The organism is Candidatus Polarisedimenticolia bacterium (assembly GCA_036001465.1).
Lineage (GTDB): Bacteria > Acidobacteriota > Polarisedimenticolia > Gp22-AA2 > Gp22-AA2 > Gp22-AA3.
Window position 1 is genome coordinate 1 of the sequence record DASYUH010000063.1, and the last position, 14,137, is coordinate 14,137.

A 14,137-nucleotide genomic window follows, 5' to 3' on the forward strand; every position below is an offset into this window, starting at 1 on the left:
CGGCGGCGTCCCCCAGACCTGCACCCCCGGCACCCCCACCGCCGAGATATGCAACGGCATCGACGACGACTGCGACGGCTCGGTGGACGAAATCCTCGGCTCGACCTCCTGCGGCACCGGCGCCTGCTCCCGCACCGTCAACAACTGCGTCGGCGGCGTCCCCCAGACCTGCACCCCCGGCACCCCCACCGCCGAGATATGCAACGGCATCGACGACGACTGCGACGCCGCGGTCGACGAGGGCCTGGGCTCGACCACCTGCGGCACTGGCGCCTGCTCCCGCACCGTCAACAACTGCGTCGGCGGCGTCCCCCAGACCTGCACCCCCGGCACCCCCGTCGCCGAGACCTGCAACGGCATCGACGACGACTGCGACGCCGCGGTCGATGAAAACCTGGGGTCGACTTCATGTGGCACAGGCGCCTGCGCTCGCACCGTCAGCAGCTGCGTCGGCGGCGTTCCGCAGACCTGCACGCCCGGAACGCCCACGACCGAGACCTGCAACGGCATCGACGACGACTGCGACGCCGCGGTCGATGAAAACCTGGGGTCGACTACCTGCGGCACCGGCGCCTGCTCCCGCACCGTCAACAACTGCGTCGGCGGCGTCCCCCAGACCTGCACCCCCGGCACCCCCACCGCCGAGATATGCAACGGCATCGACGACGATTGCGACGGCGCCATCGACGACAACCTCGGCACGGTCACCTGCGGCGTGGGAGCCTGCTCCCGCACCGCCAGCAGCTGTGTGGGCGGCGTCCCCCAGAACTGCACGCCAGGCACTCCCACGGCCGAAACGTGCAACGGCATCGACGACGACTGTGACGGCTCGGTCGACGAGAGCCTGGGGTCGACCTCCTGCGGCACAGGCGCCTGCTCCCGCACCGTCAACAACTGCGTCGGTGGCGTCCCCCAGACCTGCACCCCCGGCACCCCCGTCGCCGAGACCTGCAACGGCATCGACGACGACTGCGACGCCGCGGTCGATGAAAACCTGGGGTCGACTTCATGCGGCACAGGCGCCTGCGCTCGCACCGTCAACAACTGCGTCGGTGGTGTTCCGCAAACCTGCACGCCCGGAACGCCCACGACCGAGACCTGCAACGGCATCGACGACGACTGCGACGCTTCTGTGGACGAGGATTTCGACGTCGATCGGGATGGATTCACGACCTGCGCGGGGGACTGCAACGATCTCGCGGCGGCGATCCATCCAGGAGCGCCGGAGCTCTGCAACGGGACGGACGACAACTGCAATCTGGCCGTGGATGAGGGCTTCCCCGACAGCGATTCGGACGGTGCGGCCGATTGTGTCGATCCGGACGACGACAACGACCTCGTGGCGGACGCAGCCGACTGCGCGCCGCTCGTCAACAGTGTCAGCGCGGTCCCGGGTGAGGTGGGCCCCACGCTGAAACCGGTCGTCGGCGGCCCGCCGGGCGCCTTCACCTGGACGCGTATCGCGCAGGCCAACGTCCACAACGCATACCGCAGCACCTGGAACCACGTCACGGGTGCCTGGAGCGACAACCTGGCCTGTCTCGTTCCCGAGTCCGCCGGCAACAGCTTCAGCGATTCCGCGATTCCGCCCCGGGGCTCGGCCTTCTTCTACGTCATCACCGCGAAGAATCGCTGCGGCGAAGGGACAGCGGGCTCGGCCAGCAACGGACAGCCGCGCCCCATTCCCGTCAGTTGCGCGCCCCAGCTCAGGGACACGGACCTCGATTCCGTCAAGGACATCGACGACGACTGTCCGCTTCTGGCGAATGCCAGCCAGCTCGACCGCGATCACGACGGGCGCGGCGACGCCTGCGACAACTGTCTCGACACGTCGAACCCGGGACAGGACGACGCCGATCTCAACGGCCTGGGTGACGCCTGTCAGGACGTGGACCACGACGGCTACTCCGCCCTCGTGGATTGCAACGACAACGATCCGACCGTCCACCCGGACGCGATCGAAACCTGCAACGCCCGCGACGATGACTGCGACGGCGTGGTGGACGACAACCTCGGCATCACCACGTGCGGTGTCGGCGCGTGCTCCCGTACCGTCAACAACTGCGCGGGCGGCTCCCCGCAGACCTGCACACCCGGCGCGCCCACCGCCGAAACCTGCAACGCTCTCGACGACGACTGCGACGGCTCGACGGATGAAGGCTTCGGCACGACCTCGTGCGGGGTCGGCGCCTGCGCCCGGACGGTCAACAACTGCAGCGGCGGGCAAGTCCAGCAGTGCATCCCGGGCAGCCCGGCCGCCGAGGTCTGCAACGGCCTGGACGACGACTGCGACGGCGTCACCGACGAGACCTTCCTCGACACCGATAGCGACGGCCTCGCCGATTGCGCCGACCCGGACGACGACGGGGACGGGATCCCGGACCTCTCGGACAACTGTCCGGTGATCGTCAACGCCGGCCAGCAGGACCTCGACGGGGACGGCCGGGGCGACGCCTGCGACAGCGACGCCGACGGCGACACCTTCAACATCACGGCCAGCGGCGCCCCCGTCCAGACGCTCGCCACGTCCGAATTGCGGGTGGAGGGCACCCAGACCGGAACCCTGTCCTCGGTTCAGGGCCCCGACGGGATCTACGAAGTGATCAAGGAGGTCAAGATCAACAACATCAGCGTCCTCGACATGCGCTGGACCTTCAGCGTGCCCGCAGGGCATCTGTCGATGGTTTTCGTGGAGGCGTTCCAGAGCGCCAGCACCGACGGCGACAATTTTCAGTTCGCCTACTCGACGGACGGGACGAATTTCACCAACGCCCTGATCGTCAGGAAGACCGCCGACGACAACCTGCCGCAGTATTTCGCGCTTCCCCTCCTCGCCAGCGGCACCATCACCATCCGGGTCCAGGACACCAACCGATCGACCGGCACCGGGCTCGACACCCTGTCCGTCGATCAGATCCGCATCATCACGTCCGATCCCGCGGACTGCAACGACCGGGCGGCCTCCATCAATCCTTCGATCAACGAAGGTCCGCCGGGGGCCGCCACATGCTCGGACCTGGTGGACAACAACTGCGACGGCCGCGCCGACGCCATCGACGCGAACTGCCGGTAGGCCATATTCGCAGGGGAATAAAAGGGAACGGGCGGGGCAACCCGCCCCGCCCGTCTCGTATCGTGCCGTTGCGAACCAGGGATTCCTTCAGGGAAGCGGTTCGCCGACACTGCCCTTCATGATCTGCTGGCAGAACTTGGCGCAGGTATTGGACTCACCACCTAGCCCCTTGCAGCAGTTGGTGCATTCGCCGTGGTTCGCATTCACCAGGCAGTCTTCCAGGGTCGAGAGGCCGGGCCCCGGGCTGCTGGCCGCGGAGGTCATGGATCCACCGAGGAGCAGGAGGGCGCTTCCGGCCTTCGCGCGGCTGACTCCCTGATCGGGCGATGTCGTCGTGACCCTGACCCCGTGGAACCCGAGTATCTCGGCCAGCTTCTCTTCGCTCAACGTCGCCTTGGGGTTGCCCAGGGGCACGCCGGCCTTCGCCAGGGCGTCGGTGGCGCTCCTCGCCTCCAGAGCGCGCCCGGTTCCCGTGGTCTTGGCCAGCATGACCGCGAAGTCCCCCACGGTCAGTGGAGCCGTCCCCTTCTTGTCCTGGGCCTGCCCGGCTGCGGATGCAGCCATCGGTACGGCAGCCGTCAGGACCAGGGCGAGCAGCGATCTGGACATCTTCTTCATGAGAGTCCTCCTGTGCCCGGAATTGGAGAGTATTGAGATTCGGCCCCCTTTTACCTTCAGGAGAACTCCACATCAATAGGCTTGTGCGCGTGGCGAGATTCCGCTGGGCTGCTGGTGCAGGATGGAAACAAAACGGGCGGGGCATCCCGCCCCGCCCGTCTCATGTCGTGCCGGTGCGAACCCGGGCTTCCCTCAGGGGAGCGGTTCGCCGACGCTGCCCTTCATGATCTGCTGGCAGAACTTGGCGCAGGTATTGGACTCGCCGCCCAGATCCTTGCAGCAGTTGGTGCACTCGCCATGGTTCGCATTCACCAGACAGTCCTCCAGGGTCGACGGCGTCGGCCCCACGGTGCTGGCTGCGGAAGTCATGGATCCACCCAGGAGCATGAGAGCGCTCCCGGCCTTGGCGCGGTTGACCGCCTGATCGGGGGAAGAGGTCGTGACCTTCACGCCGTAGAACCCCAGGACCTCGGCAAGCTTTTCCTCGTTCAGCGTGGCCTTGGGATTGCCCAGGGGCACGCCGGCCTTCACCAGGGCATCGGTGGCGCTCTTCCCCTCCAGAGCGCGCCCGGTTCCCGTCGTCTTGGCCAGCATGACCGCGAACTCTCCTACGGTCAGAGGAGCCGTGCCCTTCTTGTCCTGGGCTTGGCCGGCAGCCGAGGCTGCCATGGGAACGGCGGCCATGAGAACCAGGGCGAGCAGCGGTCTGGAAATCTTCATGAGAGCCCTCCTGTGCTCGAATTTGGAGACACACCGATATCCGCCCTGACTTGTACTGTCAAGAGGGCACACAGTCAACAGGTTTGTAATGGATTTGGAGTAAATTCCTGATCGTTTCATCCCTTTGCCAGGGATTTGTCAGGGGTATCGGTCCTCGAAACACGGTCCTTAATATCTTGACAACAGGCGGAGTTCGGTGGATACAGATGCCCGGCCAGGAGAAAGACGGCCCCTCGAATTGGCCCGATCCCGGAGGGACATTGGGCCCACCGTCAAGCGGGCGCGGCGTCAGGGAAAACGTGCTTCCTGCCCGGTGCAATTGCCGGCGTATCGGGATCTCCGCCCCCCGGGCTCCGTTCTTCAAGTTGATAGCCATCCTGTTGATTCTCATGGCCCATACGGCCATTGCGACGGCGGCCGAAGTGACGCTCTATGTCGACGCCGCCAGCACCTGCACCAGCGGCTGCGGGACTCCGGCCTCCCCTTTCCCTACCATCCAGGGGGCCATCAACGCCGGCAACAGCATGATCGTGGCCGGCACGGCAACGAGTGCCACCATCATGGTTGCCGCCGGGCTCTATCGAGAGAGGATATTCATATTCCCGGACATCCATGTGCATGGCGCCGATGCCTCCAGCACCACGATCAACGCCACGGGGTTCGGCAGGAGCGCGGTGATCCTGGCCTCCGGAGGGACCGGGAGGCCGACACGAGATTACTCGATCGACGGCTTCACCATCACAGGAGGGAGCGGCGAGGTCGGCGTCGCGATCGATTCGGTGACCGGAGGGGGCGTCTTCGTCTTCGGAGACGCCGTCGTCACCAACAACATCATCGTGGGGAACATCCTCTCCGGAACCCTGAAAGACTGGCTGGGCGCGGGGATGTTCGTGGCCAACGGCCACGCCATCATCGCGGGGAACGAGATTGGACGGAACATCAGCACGCCTCCGAGGACAGGGGGATCCGGGGACACCCACGGCGCCGGAGGGGGAATCTTCTCCATCGACTCGGATGCTTCTCCGGAGGTGGTCGGGAACATCATCCACGACAACCTGGCCCAGGCCGAGATCGGCCGGGGGGGCGGTCTCTGGCTGCGAGGCGGCCCCGGAACCGTGGTCGATCGAAACGTCATTTACGGCAACCGGGCGTCGGCCTCGGGCGGCGGGATCGAGCTGTACGGCGAGACCCGGGTCGCCGGCAACCTGATCTATGGCAACAGCGCCGGATCGACGGGCGCCGGCATCGAGACCTTCAACGCGACGGCGGTGATTACACTCAACACGGTCGCAGGCAATGTCCTCACCGAAACCACGATCCCGGGGGGAGAAACCTACTCGACCGAGGGGGCGGGCGTCTACACCGAGAGCACCCTGCCTCCCCCCAACAACACGCCGGTGCGCGTCACGAACAACCTGATCGTCGGGAACACCGTGACCTCGACCGGAAGCGGGGCCGGCCTCTTCAGCATCCGCGCCGCGCCGACCGTGACCAACAACCTCCTCTACGGCAACCTGAAGCTCCCCTCCACTCCGTCGGAAGTCGGCGGGGACTTGACCCCGGGCCAGGTCATCGGAGTCGACGGCAACCTGTCCCTTCCGCCTGTCATGGCGAGGCAGCCGCGGTTCTACGACGTCACCGCCGCGGCGGGAACCACCACGACCGTGATCGTGCTGGACATCTCGCGCTATCAGATTGGCGACGTGCTCGAGTGCGCCCGCGATGGAGTGGCCCGCACGGTGACCGCGATCAACGCCACCTCGAAGGCGCTCACCCTGTCTCCCGCGCTTCCCTCCGCCAGCCAGGCATTCAAGCTTCTGGCGGACTGGGGACCGTCGGCCGTGAACCTGGAGGAGGATTTTCATCTACAGAGGACCTCCGCCGCCCTCGACACCGGGACCAACCTCGACCTCGAGCCGGTCGACCTCGACGATTCCGTCCGACCGCAGGACGGCGACGGCAACGGCACGGCGGTGATCGACATGGGGGCTTACGAATTCCCCATTCCCGACCGGGACGGCGATGGAGTGACCGACTCGCTCGACTGCGCTCCGGACGCCGGCAGCGCCTGGGAGCTGCCCCATCCGGTCGGGGAGACGCTCCGGCTCTCGGCAGCGCTCGGCACCAGCCTGGGCTGGACCATGGCGGCGCAGGCGAACGTGTACAACGTCTACAAAGGGACGATCGGTCCTGCGGGGTTCGCCTACAACCATATCTGCCATGAAACCGGCTCGATCGACACCTTTTCCCAGGATTCCGCGACTCCTCCCCGCGGTGGCGCTTTCTACTATCTGGTCGCCGGGGCCAGCCGCTGCGGTGTGGGGTCGCTCGGCACCGACAGCGCCGGGGCGGAGATTCCCGGGCCGGCCAGTCCCTGTCTGCTGGCGGAGAAAGACTCGGATGCCGACGGCGTGTACGACCTGGACGACGGCTGCGCTCAGGTGCCGACGCCCGGGCAGGCGGACGGCGATCATGACGGGCGGCCGGACGCGTGTGACAACTGCCGCTTCGCCCCTAACCCGCAGCAGACCGACTTCAACGGGAACGGGCTCGGCGACGCCTGCGAGGACACCGATGGAGACGGCCTCCTGGACGAGGCTGACTGCGCCCCCTCCGTCCGCCACCAGCGGGGGCTGCCTTTCGACGTGCCTCCGCCCCTCACCTTCTCGGGGGCGCCAGGGAACCTCGTCTCGTGGCCCTTCGCCGAGCAGGCACCCGTCTATGATTTCTACCGGGGGAGCATCACGATTGGCGCCGCCTGGTCCTACAACCACGGCTGCCGCGCCTGGGGGCTGACACGGCCGGAGTCGAGCGATCCGGCACTGCCCCCCACGGGCACCGCGTTCTACTACCTGTCCTCCGGCGTCAATACGTGCGGTGAAGGCGCGCTCGGCCGCGATTCGGCCGGCGCGCCCGTGCCGCGCGGCAGCTCCTGTCCCACCCTGTATTCCGACGCCGACAACGATGGACCGATCGACGTGTCGGACGACTGTCCCCTCCTGGCCAACCCGCTCCAGGAGGACGCCGACGGGGACAGCCGCGGCGATGCCTGCGACAACTGCCCGTCGACCTGGAACCCCGATCAGACGGACAGCGACGGCGACGGCACCGGCGACGCCTGCGACTCCTGAAGGCCGGCGCCCCTCAGGTCCTGGCGGAGTACGGATCGGCGGCGGCGCAGATGTGGTAAGTTAGCGCCCATGGATCTGGCCGGCATCCAGGCGACCCTCAAGACCCTCGAGATCGACGCCTGGCTGCTCTACGATTTTCACGGCATCAACCCCATCGCGCGGCGGGTGATCGGCCTGGGGGAGGACCGTTTCGCGACCCGGCGATGGTTCGGGCTCGTGCCGGCCACCGGCGATCCGATCTGGCTGCACCACGCCATCGAGGCCCACCTGTTCACGCACGTCCCCGGACGGCGTGTTCCGTTCGTAGGCTATCGCGAGCTGCAGGAGAAGCTGCGCGAGGTCGTCCGGGGCGTCAAGCGCGTGGCGATGGAGTATGTGCCGGGCGGCGCCATCCCCTACGTGTCGCGCGTCGACGCGGGCACGATCGAGATGGTCCGCGCCTCCGGGGTCAGCGTGGTCAGCAGCGCCGACCTGGTCCAGCACTTCGAGGCCCGCTGGTCGCCCGAGGCCCTCGAGTCGCACCGCCGGGCGGCGCACGGGCTCAAGGAGGTCCTGCAGGGGACCTTCGACCACGTGGCCCGGGCGGCGGCCGACGGACGATCCATCACCGAGTATTCCGTGCAGCAGTTCATGTGCGACCAGTTCAAGAGCCGAGGGCTGCATCACGACCCGCCAATCGTCGCGGTCAATGCCCACAGCGGGAATCCCCACTACGAGCCGCGGCAGGCCGACAGCGCCCCGATCAAGAAGGGGGACCTCCTCCTGCTCGACCTGTGGTGCCGGGAGGAGCCGGAGGGCTCGATCTGGGCGGACATCACCTGGATGGCCTACGTCGGGAAGAACGTTCCCCCGCGCCACAAGGAGATCTGGGACATCGTCGCGGGCGCGCGCGATGCCGCCGTGTCCTTCCTGAAGGAGGGCTCCGCTCTGGGGAAACGGATCCGCGGCGCCGACGTCGACGAGGTGGCCCGCACGTACGTTCGCGACAGGGGGTACGCCGATCGTTTCATCCATCGCACCGGTCACAGCATCGGCATGGAGGTCCACGGCAACGGCTGCAACATCGACAGCCTCGAGACGCTGGACGACCGCCAGCTGATTCCGCGCACCGGCTTCTCGATCGAGCCTGGAATCTACCTCGACGACTTCGGCGTGCGCAGCGAGATCGACGTCTACATGGACGAGCGCGGCGCCGAGGTGACGACGGCCGTCCAGGACCGGATCATCCCCCTCCTCCCGTAGATCGGGGGCCTCGCGGCCGCCTTCCCGAAAACGCCCGGAACCCCCGTTCCATCTTCGTCATGATGCGGGCGAACGACTCGACCGTGGGGTAGTCCCTGACCATCTGCTCGATCAGCTCCGGCCCCCAGCGCGGATGCTTGCGGCAGGCCAGCTCGAACAGGATGGCCTCGTCGGAGAGGTCCGGCCGGTCCCGGCGGAGCCTTTTGAACTCTCTCCTGAGGAGCCTTTCCTGAAGCCAGGCGCTCCGAAGGAAGCGCGTGTAGGCCCGGAGCGCAACGAGAAGTGCCGCCAGCAGGCAGGCCGCCCGGATCGAGCCCCGGGCGATGAGCGCCAGGCCCGCGCCGAGCAGCAGCCACTTGGCGACGTCGATCGCAGGGTCGAACCAGGCGGTGCGCGCCGCAGGCGGCCGGTCGAAATAGCGCAGGCCCTTGAAATGCGCCGAGGCGAGAAACCCCAGGAGGCCGAGCACCAGGAGCGCTCCGCCCGTGATCACGGGGCGAGCCCCCCGGAACTCCGGGACGGCGAGGGCGGGGACGGCCCTTCGATCCGGCGGGCGCAGGCGTGCCCCGAGAGGACGGCCCCCTCGATCGTCGCCGGCAGGCCGGTGGCGATCCAGTCACCGGCCAGGTGGAGCCCATCATAAGGTGTTCGCCACGACGGCCTCAGGATCGATGAGCCGCAGGACGGCGACATCGCCGCCCGCTTCTCCTTGATGACGAGCGCATGGCGCAGCGCCAGCCGGCGGGAGGCGGGGAAAAAACGGTGCAGGTCGTCGAGCGCCTTGCGGACCAGCGTCTCGCGCGACGCGTCGACGAACGAGCGAGCCGCGCTGCGCACCAGGGTGACGCCGGATCCCGCCCCGCCCCGCCCCGAGAAGGCGCGGCGGTTGAAGAGCCACTGCCACTCTGCGCCGATCAGGCCCGCGAAGGGCAGATCGGTCACGGGACCGCCGAACCAGAGGTAGATGGAGACGATGGGGGAGGTCTCGAGACGGGCGCTGCCGGCGAAGAACGGCTCCGCCGCGACGTCGTCCGGGAGGATCTCGAGGAGCTCGGCCGAAGGGACCGCGGCGATCACGTGGGGCGCGAGGAGGCGCGCACCGTCCGCCAGGAGCACCCCCTCGCAGCGGCCACGGCCGACCAGAACCTCGCGGACCTGGGCGCGCAGCCGGACCTCCGATCCCCGCGCCCGGAGGTAGTGTCCCGCCGGCTCGGCGTACAGATCGCTCAATCCCACCCGCGGCACACCCAGCCTCGCCCCGTCGGCACCCGAGGCGAGGAGCCCCTCGAGGACCGGCAGGAACATCGCCGCCGAGGCGCGCTCCGGCTCCTCGTTGAGCGCGGCGATGGCGAGCGGATTCCAGAGCCGCTCCTCGGCCCGCCGGGACTGCCCGAGCGACCGGAGCCACGAAGACACGCTGATGTCATCGAGGGCCCCCGTCGCTCCCCGCCTTCCCCTCCCCGAACGGACCGCGAGAGCCACGCGCAGGAGCCCCAGGCGCTCGCGGGATGTCAGGCCGGGGTAACGCGCCAGCCCGGCCAGGATGCTCCAGGAAAACAGAGGCAGGGACGGCAGCGCGAACCGGGAGACGGCTCCGCCCGGATCGATGAAGGGGACGGACAGGCCCGCCTCCAGATTGAGGCGGTCGCGGGTGCCGAGCCGGTCGAGAAAGAGCAGGGTCTCGCCGTAGCACCCCATGAACAGGTGCTGGCCGTTGTCCACGGTGCTCCCGGTCTCGGGATCGATCCAGGAGCGGGCCCGCCCCCCGAGATAGGGACGCGCCTCGAGGAGCAGCACGCGGGCGCCGCGCTCGGCAAGGAGGGTGGCGGCGGCCAGCCCCGCGAAGCCTCCGCCCACGACGATCGCATCGGGCGTCCTTCCAGCCTCCCCGTGCATGTCCAGGAGCCTCAGTCGCGCACATCCCCGAGCACCCAGGCCCGGAGCGCCAGTCCGACCTGGGTCAGGCGCGGCACGCTGATGCGCCGGTCGAACACCCGGAAACCACGGCGCTCGATGCGCCGCAGGAGCCTCAGGTAGATGGCGCGCATGACCTCCGCGGTGAGGAGACGCTGGCGGTCGGGCTCGGGAAGCCTACGGGCGGCGCTCTGGAAATACCGGTGCGCCCTCTCGGCCTGCCGCTCCATGAGCGACAGGAACGCGGGAGTCCGCTCCCCGCCCAGGAGCTCGGCCTGGCTGTAGCCTGCGTCGGCCATCTCGTCCAGGGGCAGGTAGATCCGTCCGCGGGCGGCGTCGGACTTGAGATCCCGCAGGATGTTGGTGAGCTGGAGCGCGAGGCCCAGATCGACGGCGTACTCCCGGCTGCGCGGGTCCCGCGCGCCGAAGATCGGCAGGCAGACGAGCCCGACGGCCGAGGCCACGCGGTGACAGTACTGCCGCAACTCGTCGAAGGTCGCATACCGGACCTTCTCCAGGTCCATGTCGACGCCGTCGAGCAGGTCGTCGAGCGGCTGCCTCGGGATCCCGAAGCGCACCACGGCCTCCCGCAGACCGCGCGTCACGTCCAGCGTCGGCTCGCCGCCGTAGCAGAGTTCGATCTCCCTCCGGTATGCCCGGAGGCCGGCTGCCGATCGCTCCCGATCGGCCGGCCCTTCGTCGGCCAGGTCGTCTATGGCGCGACAGAAGGCGTACACCGATTCGATGCCCTGCCTTTGATCGGCGGGCAGGAGACCGAAGGAGTAATGGAAGGACGATCCGGAGGAGACCCTGCCGCGCCGGCCCGCGGGCGCGCGCACCGCCGCGACATCCTCACGCCCCGCCCCCGGAGCGGCGCTCACCCTCTCCACCTGAGGGATCGGCCCAGGACGATCAGGGCGTCCACCGGGCCCAGCCTCGGGCGGCGCGACAGGACGTCGAAGCGCATCGCCTCGACCTTGTCCAGGATGCGCTGGCCGCCCAGGACGGTGAGACGCAGCTCCAGGCGGAAGCGGCCGCGGACCGCATCACAGAGAGGGCGGCCCTCCGCGAACAGCCCACGCACCCGCGCCACCTGCTCCTGCATGAGGGCGCGAAACCCGTCGGTGGCCTTCCCGGCCCGCAGGACCTCCTCCGTCACGCCGTGCCTCCTCCGCGCATCGGCCGGCAGGTAGATGCGGTCCCGATTCAGATCGACCGCCACGTCCTGCCAGTGGTTGGCCAGCTGCAGGGCGGTGCAGATCGCGTCCGACCGGCGCTCCAGGGCCGGCTCGTCATGGCCGAAGAGGCGCAGCAGAAGCCGCCCGACCGGATTGGCGGAGAGGCGGCAGTACTCGAAAAGCGCCGGCTCGTCGGCGTACCGTCGCGTCGTGACGTCCATGCGGAAGGCCTCCAGGAGGTCGGCAAACGGCTGGCGGGGCAGGTCGAAGGTCTGGACGGCATCCCGCAGGGAGACGAACACCGGGTGGATCGCCTCGCCCCGGAAGCAGCCGTCGAGCATCCGCTGCCACTCCTCCAGGCGCTCCATCCGGCGCCCCTCGTGCGCCTCCTCGTCCGCGAAGTCGTCCGCAATCCGCGCGAAGGCATAGATCGCCTGCACCGCCGGGCGCACCTGTTTCGGCATGAGCCAGGAGGCCACCGGAAAATTCTCGTAGTGGGCGCGCACCAGGCGGGCGCAGAATTCTCTCGCCTCGCCCAGGGAGTGGGCGCTCGACAGCGACTCCGGAGAGGCCAGCGCCGGGGTTCCGGCCGATGCGCGGGGCATAGGACGCCGGATGATATCACCCCGATCGGGGCGGATGCCCGTCGTTTCCCGGGCCGACCCGCATGATGTCCCGGGGCGTCCTGGACTATACTCTCGGCCCCCTCACTGACTTTCCGGGTGAAACCGGATCGGACGCGGCGCGAGGTGAAACCATGTCTTTCGAACGGAAGCTCTTCATCGACGGAAGGCCCCTGGGGACCGGCAGGACGATGCCGGTCGTCAGCCCGTACGACGGCCATGAGGTCGCCCGCGTGCACCTGGGCGGCGAGACGGAGATGGAGGACGCCACGCTGGCGGCCCTGCGGGGATTCAAGGCGATGGGGGCGCTGTCCCGAGGCCAGCGCGCCGACATCCTGCGCCGTGTCGCGGAGGGGGTCAGGAAGCGCGGCGACGAGATCGCCGCCACCATGACCGAGGAGATGGGGAAGCCGATCCAGTATTCCCGGGCCGAGGTGGCCCGTTGCGTGACCACCTTCACTCTGGCCTCGGAGGAGGCCAGCCGCTTCTGCGGCGAGATGGTCCCGGTGGACATCGAGGCCCATACGACCGGCTATTTCGCCATGACGATCATGGTTCCGATCGGCCCGATCGCCGCCATCTCCCCGTTCAACTTCCCCCTCAACCTGGTGGCGCACAAGCTGGCGCCCTGTCTCGCGGTCGGAAGCAGCATGGTCCTGAAGCCGGCGCGCCAGACGCCGCTCGAGGCCCTGACTCTCGCCGAGATCGTCCACGAGGCGGGGGCCCCGCCGGGGGCCTTCAACGTGGTCAACTGCGAGCCGGCGGTGGGCGAGCGGCTGGCGACCGATGACCGCTTTCCCTTCCTGACCTTCACGGGGAGCGTGGGGGTCGGCTGGCGCCTGAAGCAGAAGGCCTGGAAGAAGCGGGTCACGCTCGAGCTGGGCGGCAACGCCGCCTGCCTGGTGCACTCCGACGCCGACCTGGATCACGCGGTGTCGAGGTGCCTAGCCGGAGGCTTTGGACAGACCGGCCAATCGTGCATCTCGGTGCAGCGCATCCTGGTGCACGAGCCGGTGTACGGCGCCTTCGAGAGGAAGCTCCTCGAGGGCGTGGCGAAGCTCAAGACCGGGGACCCCAAAGATCCTGCCACTGTGGTCGGCCCGGTCATCGACCCCGCGAGCGCCGACCGCATCCTGTCGTGGATATCCGAGGCCAGGGCGGCCGGCGCCCGGATCCTCTCCGGCGGCACGCGGCAGGGCAACGTCATCGCCCCCACCGTGATCGCCGATGCCGGCGGCGACCTCAAGGTCTCCTGCCAGGAGGTCTTCGGCCCGGTGGTCACCCTGGGGAAGTACAAGGAATTCGAGCAGGCCGTCGCGGCCGCGGACGACTCGTCCTACGGCCTGCAGGCCGGCATCTTCACGCACGACATCCGCCTGATCCGCCACGCCGTGGCGAACCTGCACGTCGGCGGGGTTATGGTCAACGAGGTCCCCACCATGCGGGTCGACAACATGCCGTACGGGGGGACGCGCGACTCCGGCATCGGCCGGGAGGGGCCGCGCTACGCCATGCACGAAATGTCGGAGCCCCGCCTGGTCATGTTCAACCTCGATCATTGAGGCGGCCGGAGGCCCCCCGGGGCAGAGGGACAGGGCGGCCGGGCCCCCCTTTTTGCCGGGAACCTCGGAGTAGCCG

Annotated in this window: 10 protein-coding genes; 4 read left to right on the top strand and 6 right to left on the bottom strand. The window is 68.5% G+C overall.

The window, feature by feature from the left end:
• A partial coding sequence (locus VGV60_12710; GenBank protein ID HEV8702127.1) for a putative metal-binding motif-containing protein occupies positions 1-3,073 on the top strand: 3,073 nt, incomplete at its 5' end.
• Between the two features lie 87 nt (positions 3,074-3,160).
• Here the strand turns inward: VGV60_12710 and VGV60_12715 are convergent.
• Together VGV60_12715 and VGV60_12720 are read right to left on the bottom strand one after the other, a co-directional pair.
• On the bottom strand, positions 3,161-3,691 hold the full coding sequence (locus tag VGV60_12715; protein ID HEV8702128.1) for a hypothetical protein: 531 nt from the start codon (positions 3,689-3,691) through the stop codon (positions 3,161-3,163).
• 192 nt (positions 3,692-3,883) lie between these two features.
• Positions 3,884-4,411, bottom strand: coding sequence for a hypothetical protein (locus tag VGV60_12720; protein ID HEV8702129.1), 528 nt, complete (start codon positions 4,409-4,411; stop codon positions 3,884-3,886).
• A gap of 389 nt (positions 4,412-4,800) precedes the next feature.
• Between VGV60_12720 and VGV60_12725 the strand changes: the two genes are divergently transcribed.
• Positions 4,801-7,542 carry a thrombospondin type 3 repeat-containing protein gene (locus VGV60_12725; protein HEV8702130.1) on the top strand — a complete coding sequence of 914 codons (2,742 nt, stop codon included), beginning with the start codon at positions 4,801-4,803 and terminating at the stop codon, positions 7,540-7,542.
• A 69-nt stretch (positions 7,543-7,611) separates the two neighbouring features.
• Positions 7,612-8,784 (top strand): M24 family metallopeptidase, encoded by a 1,173-nt coding sequence (locus tag VGV60_12730; protein HEV8702131.1) that lies wholly within the window; start codon positions 7,612-7,614, stop codon positions 8,782-8,784.
• Here the strand turns inward: VGV60_12730 and VGV60_12735 are convergent.
• From VGV60_12735 to hpnC, 4 genes are read right to left on the bottom strand one after another with little or no spacing between them, the layout of a single operon-like run.
• Positions 8,765-9,277, bottom strand: coding sequence for a hypothetical protein (locus tag VGV60_12735; GenBank protein ID HEV8702132.1), 513 nt, complete (start codon positions 9,275-9,277; stop codon positions 8,765-8,767). The two genes, VGV60_12730 and VGV60_12735, sit on opposite strands and share 20 nt — an antisense overlap.
• Positions 9,274-10,680 carry a hydroxysqualene dehydroxylase HpnE gene (gene hpnE / locus VGV60_12740; protein HEV8702133.1) on the bottom strand — a complete coding sequence of 469 codons (1,407 nt, stop codon included), beginning with the start codon at positions 10,678-10,680 and terminating at the stop codon, positions 9,274-9,276. The genes VGV60_12735 and hpnE overlap by 4 nt, the downstream gene beginning before the upstream one ends.
• An 11-nt stretch (positions 10,681-10,691) precedes the next feature.
• Positions 10,692-11,579 (bottom strand): presqualene diphosphate synthase HpnD, encoded by an 888-nt coding sequence (gene hpnD, locus VGV60_12745; GenBank protein HEV8702134.1) that lies wholly within the window; start codon positions 11,577-11,579, stop codon positions 10,692-10,694.
• Complete coding sequence (gene hpnC / locus VGV60_12750; GenBank protein HEV8702135.1) at positions 11,576-12,481, bottom strand: squalene synthase HpnC; 906 nt, start codon at positions 12,479-12,481, stop codon at positions 11,576-11,578. Before hpnC ends, hpnD begins: the two co-directional genes overlap by 4 nt.
• 152 nt (positions 12,482-12,633) lie before the next feature.
• On the opposite strand from hpnC, the gene VGV60_12755 reads away from it, so the two are divergent.
• On the top strand, positions 12,634-14,061 hold the full coding sequence (locus VGV60_12755) for an aldehyde dehydrogenase family protein (protein ID HEV8702136.1): 1,428 nt from the start codon (positions 12,634-12,636) through the stop codon (positions 14,059-14,061).
• Positions 14,062-14,137 lie beyond the last annotated feature (76 nt).

Bases quoted from the DNA above. Each gene is read 5' to 3' on its own strand.
- VGV60_12725 (HEV8702130.1), top strand. From the start codon at position 4,801: ATGGCCCATACGGCCATTGCGACGGCGGCCGAAGTGACGCTCTATGTC.
- hpnC (HEV8702135.1), bottom strand. From the start codon at position 12,481: ATGCCCCGCGCATCGGCCGGAACCCCGGCGCTGGCCTCTCCGGAGTCG.
- VGV60_12755 (HEV8702136.1), top strand. From the start codon at position 12,634: ATGTCTTTCGAACGGAAGCTCTTCATCGACGGAAGGCCCCTGGGGACC.
- VGV60_12730 (HEV8702131.1), top strand. From the start codon at position 7,612: ATGGATCTGGCCGGCATCCAGGCGACCCTCAAGACCCTCGAGATCGAC.
- hpnE (HEV8702133.1), bottom strand. From the start codon at position 10,680: ATGCACGGGGAGGCTGGAAGGACGCCCGATGCGATCGTCGTGGGCGGA.
- VGV60_12720 (HEV8702129.1), bottom strand. From the start codon at position 4,411: ATGAAGATTTCCAGACCGCTGCTCGCCCTGGTTCTCATGGCCGCCGTT.
- VGV60_12715 (HEV8702128.1), bottom strand. From the start codon at position 3,691: ATGAAGAAGATGTCCAGATCGCTGCTCGCCCTGGTCCTGACGGCTGCC.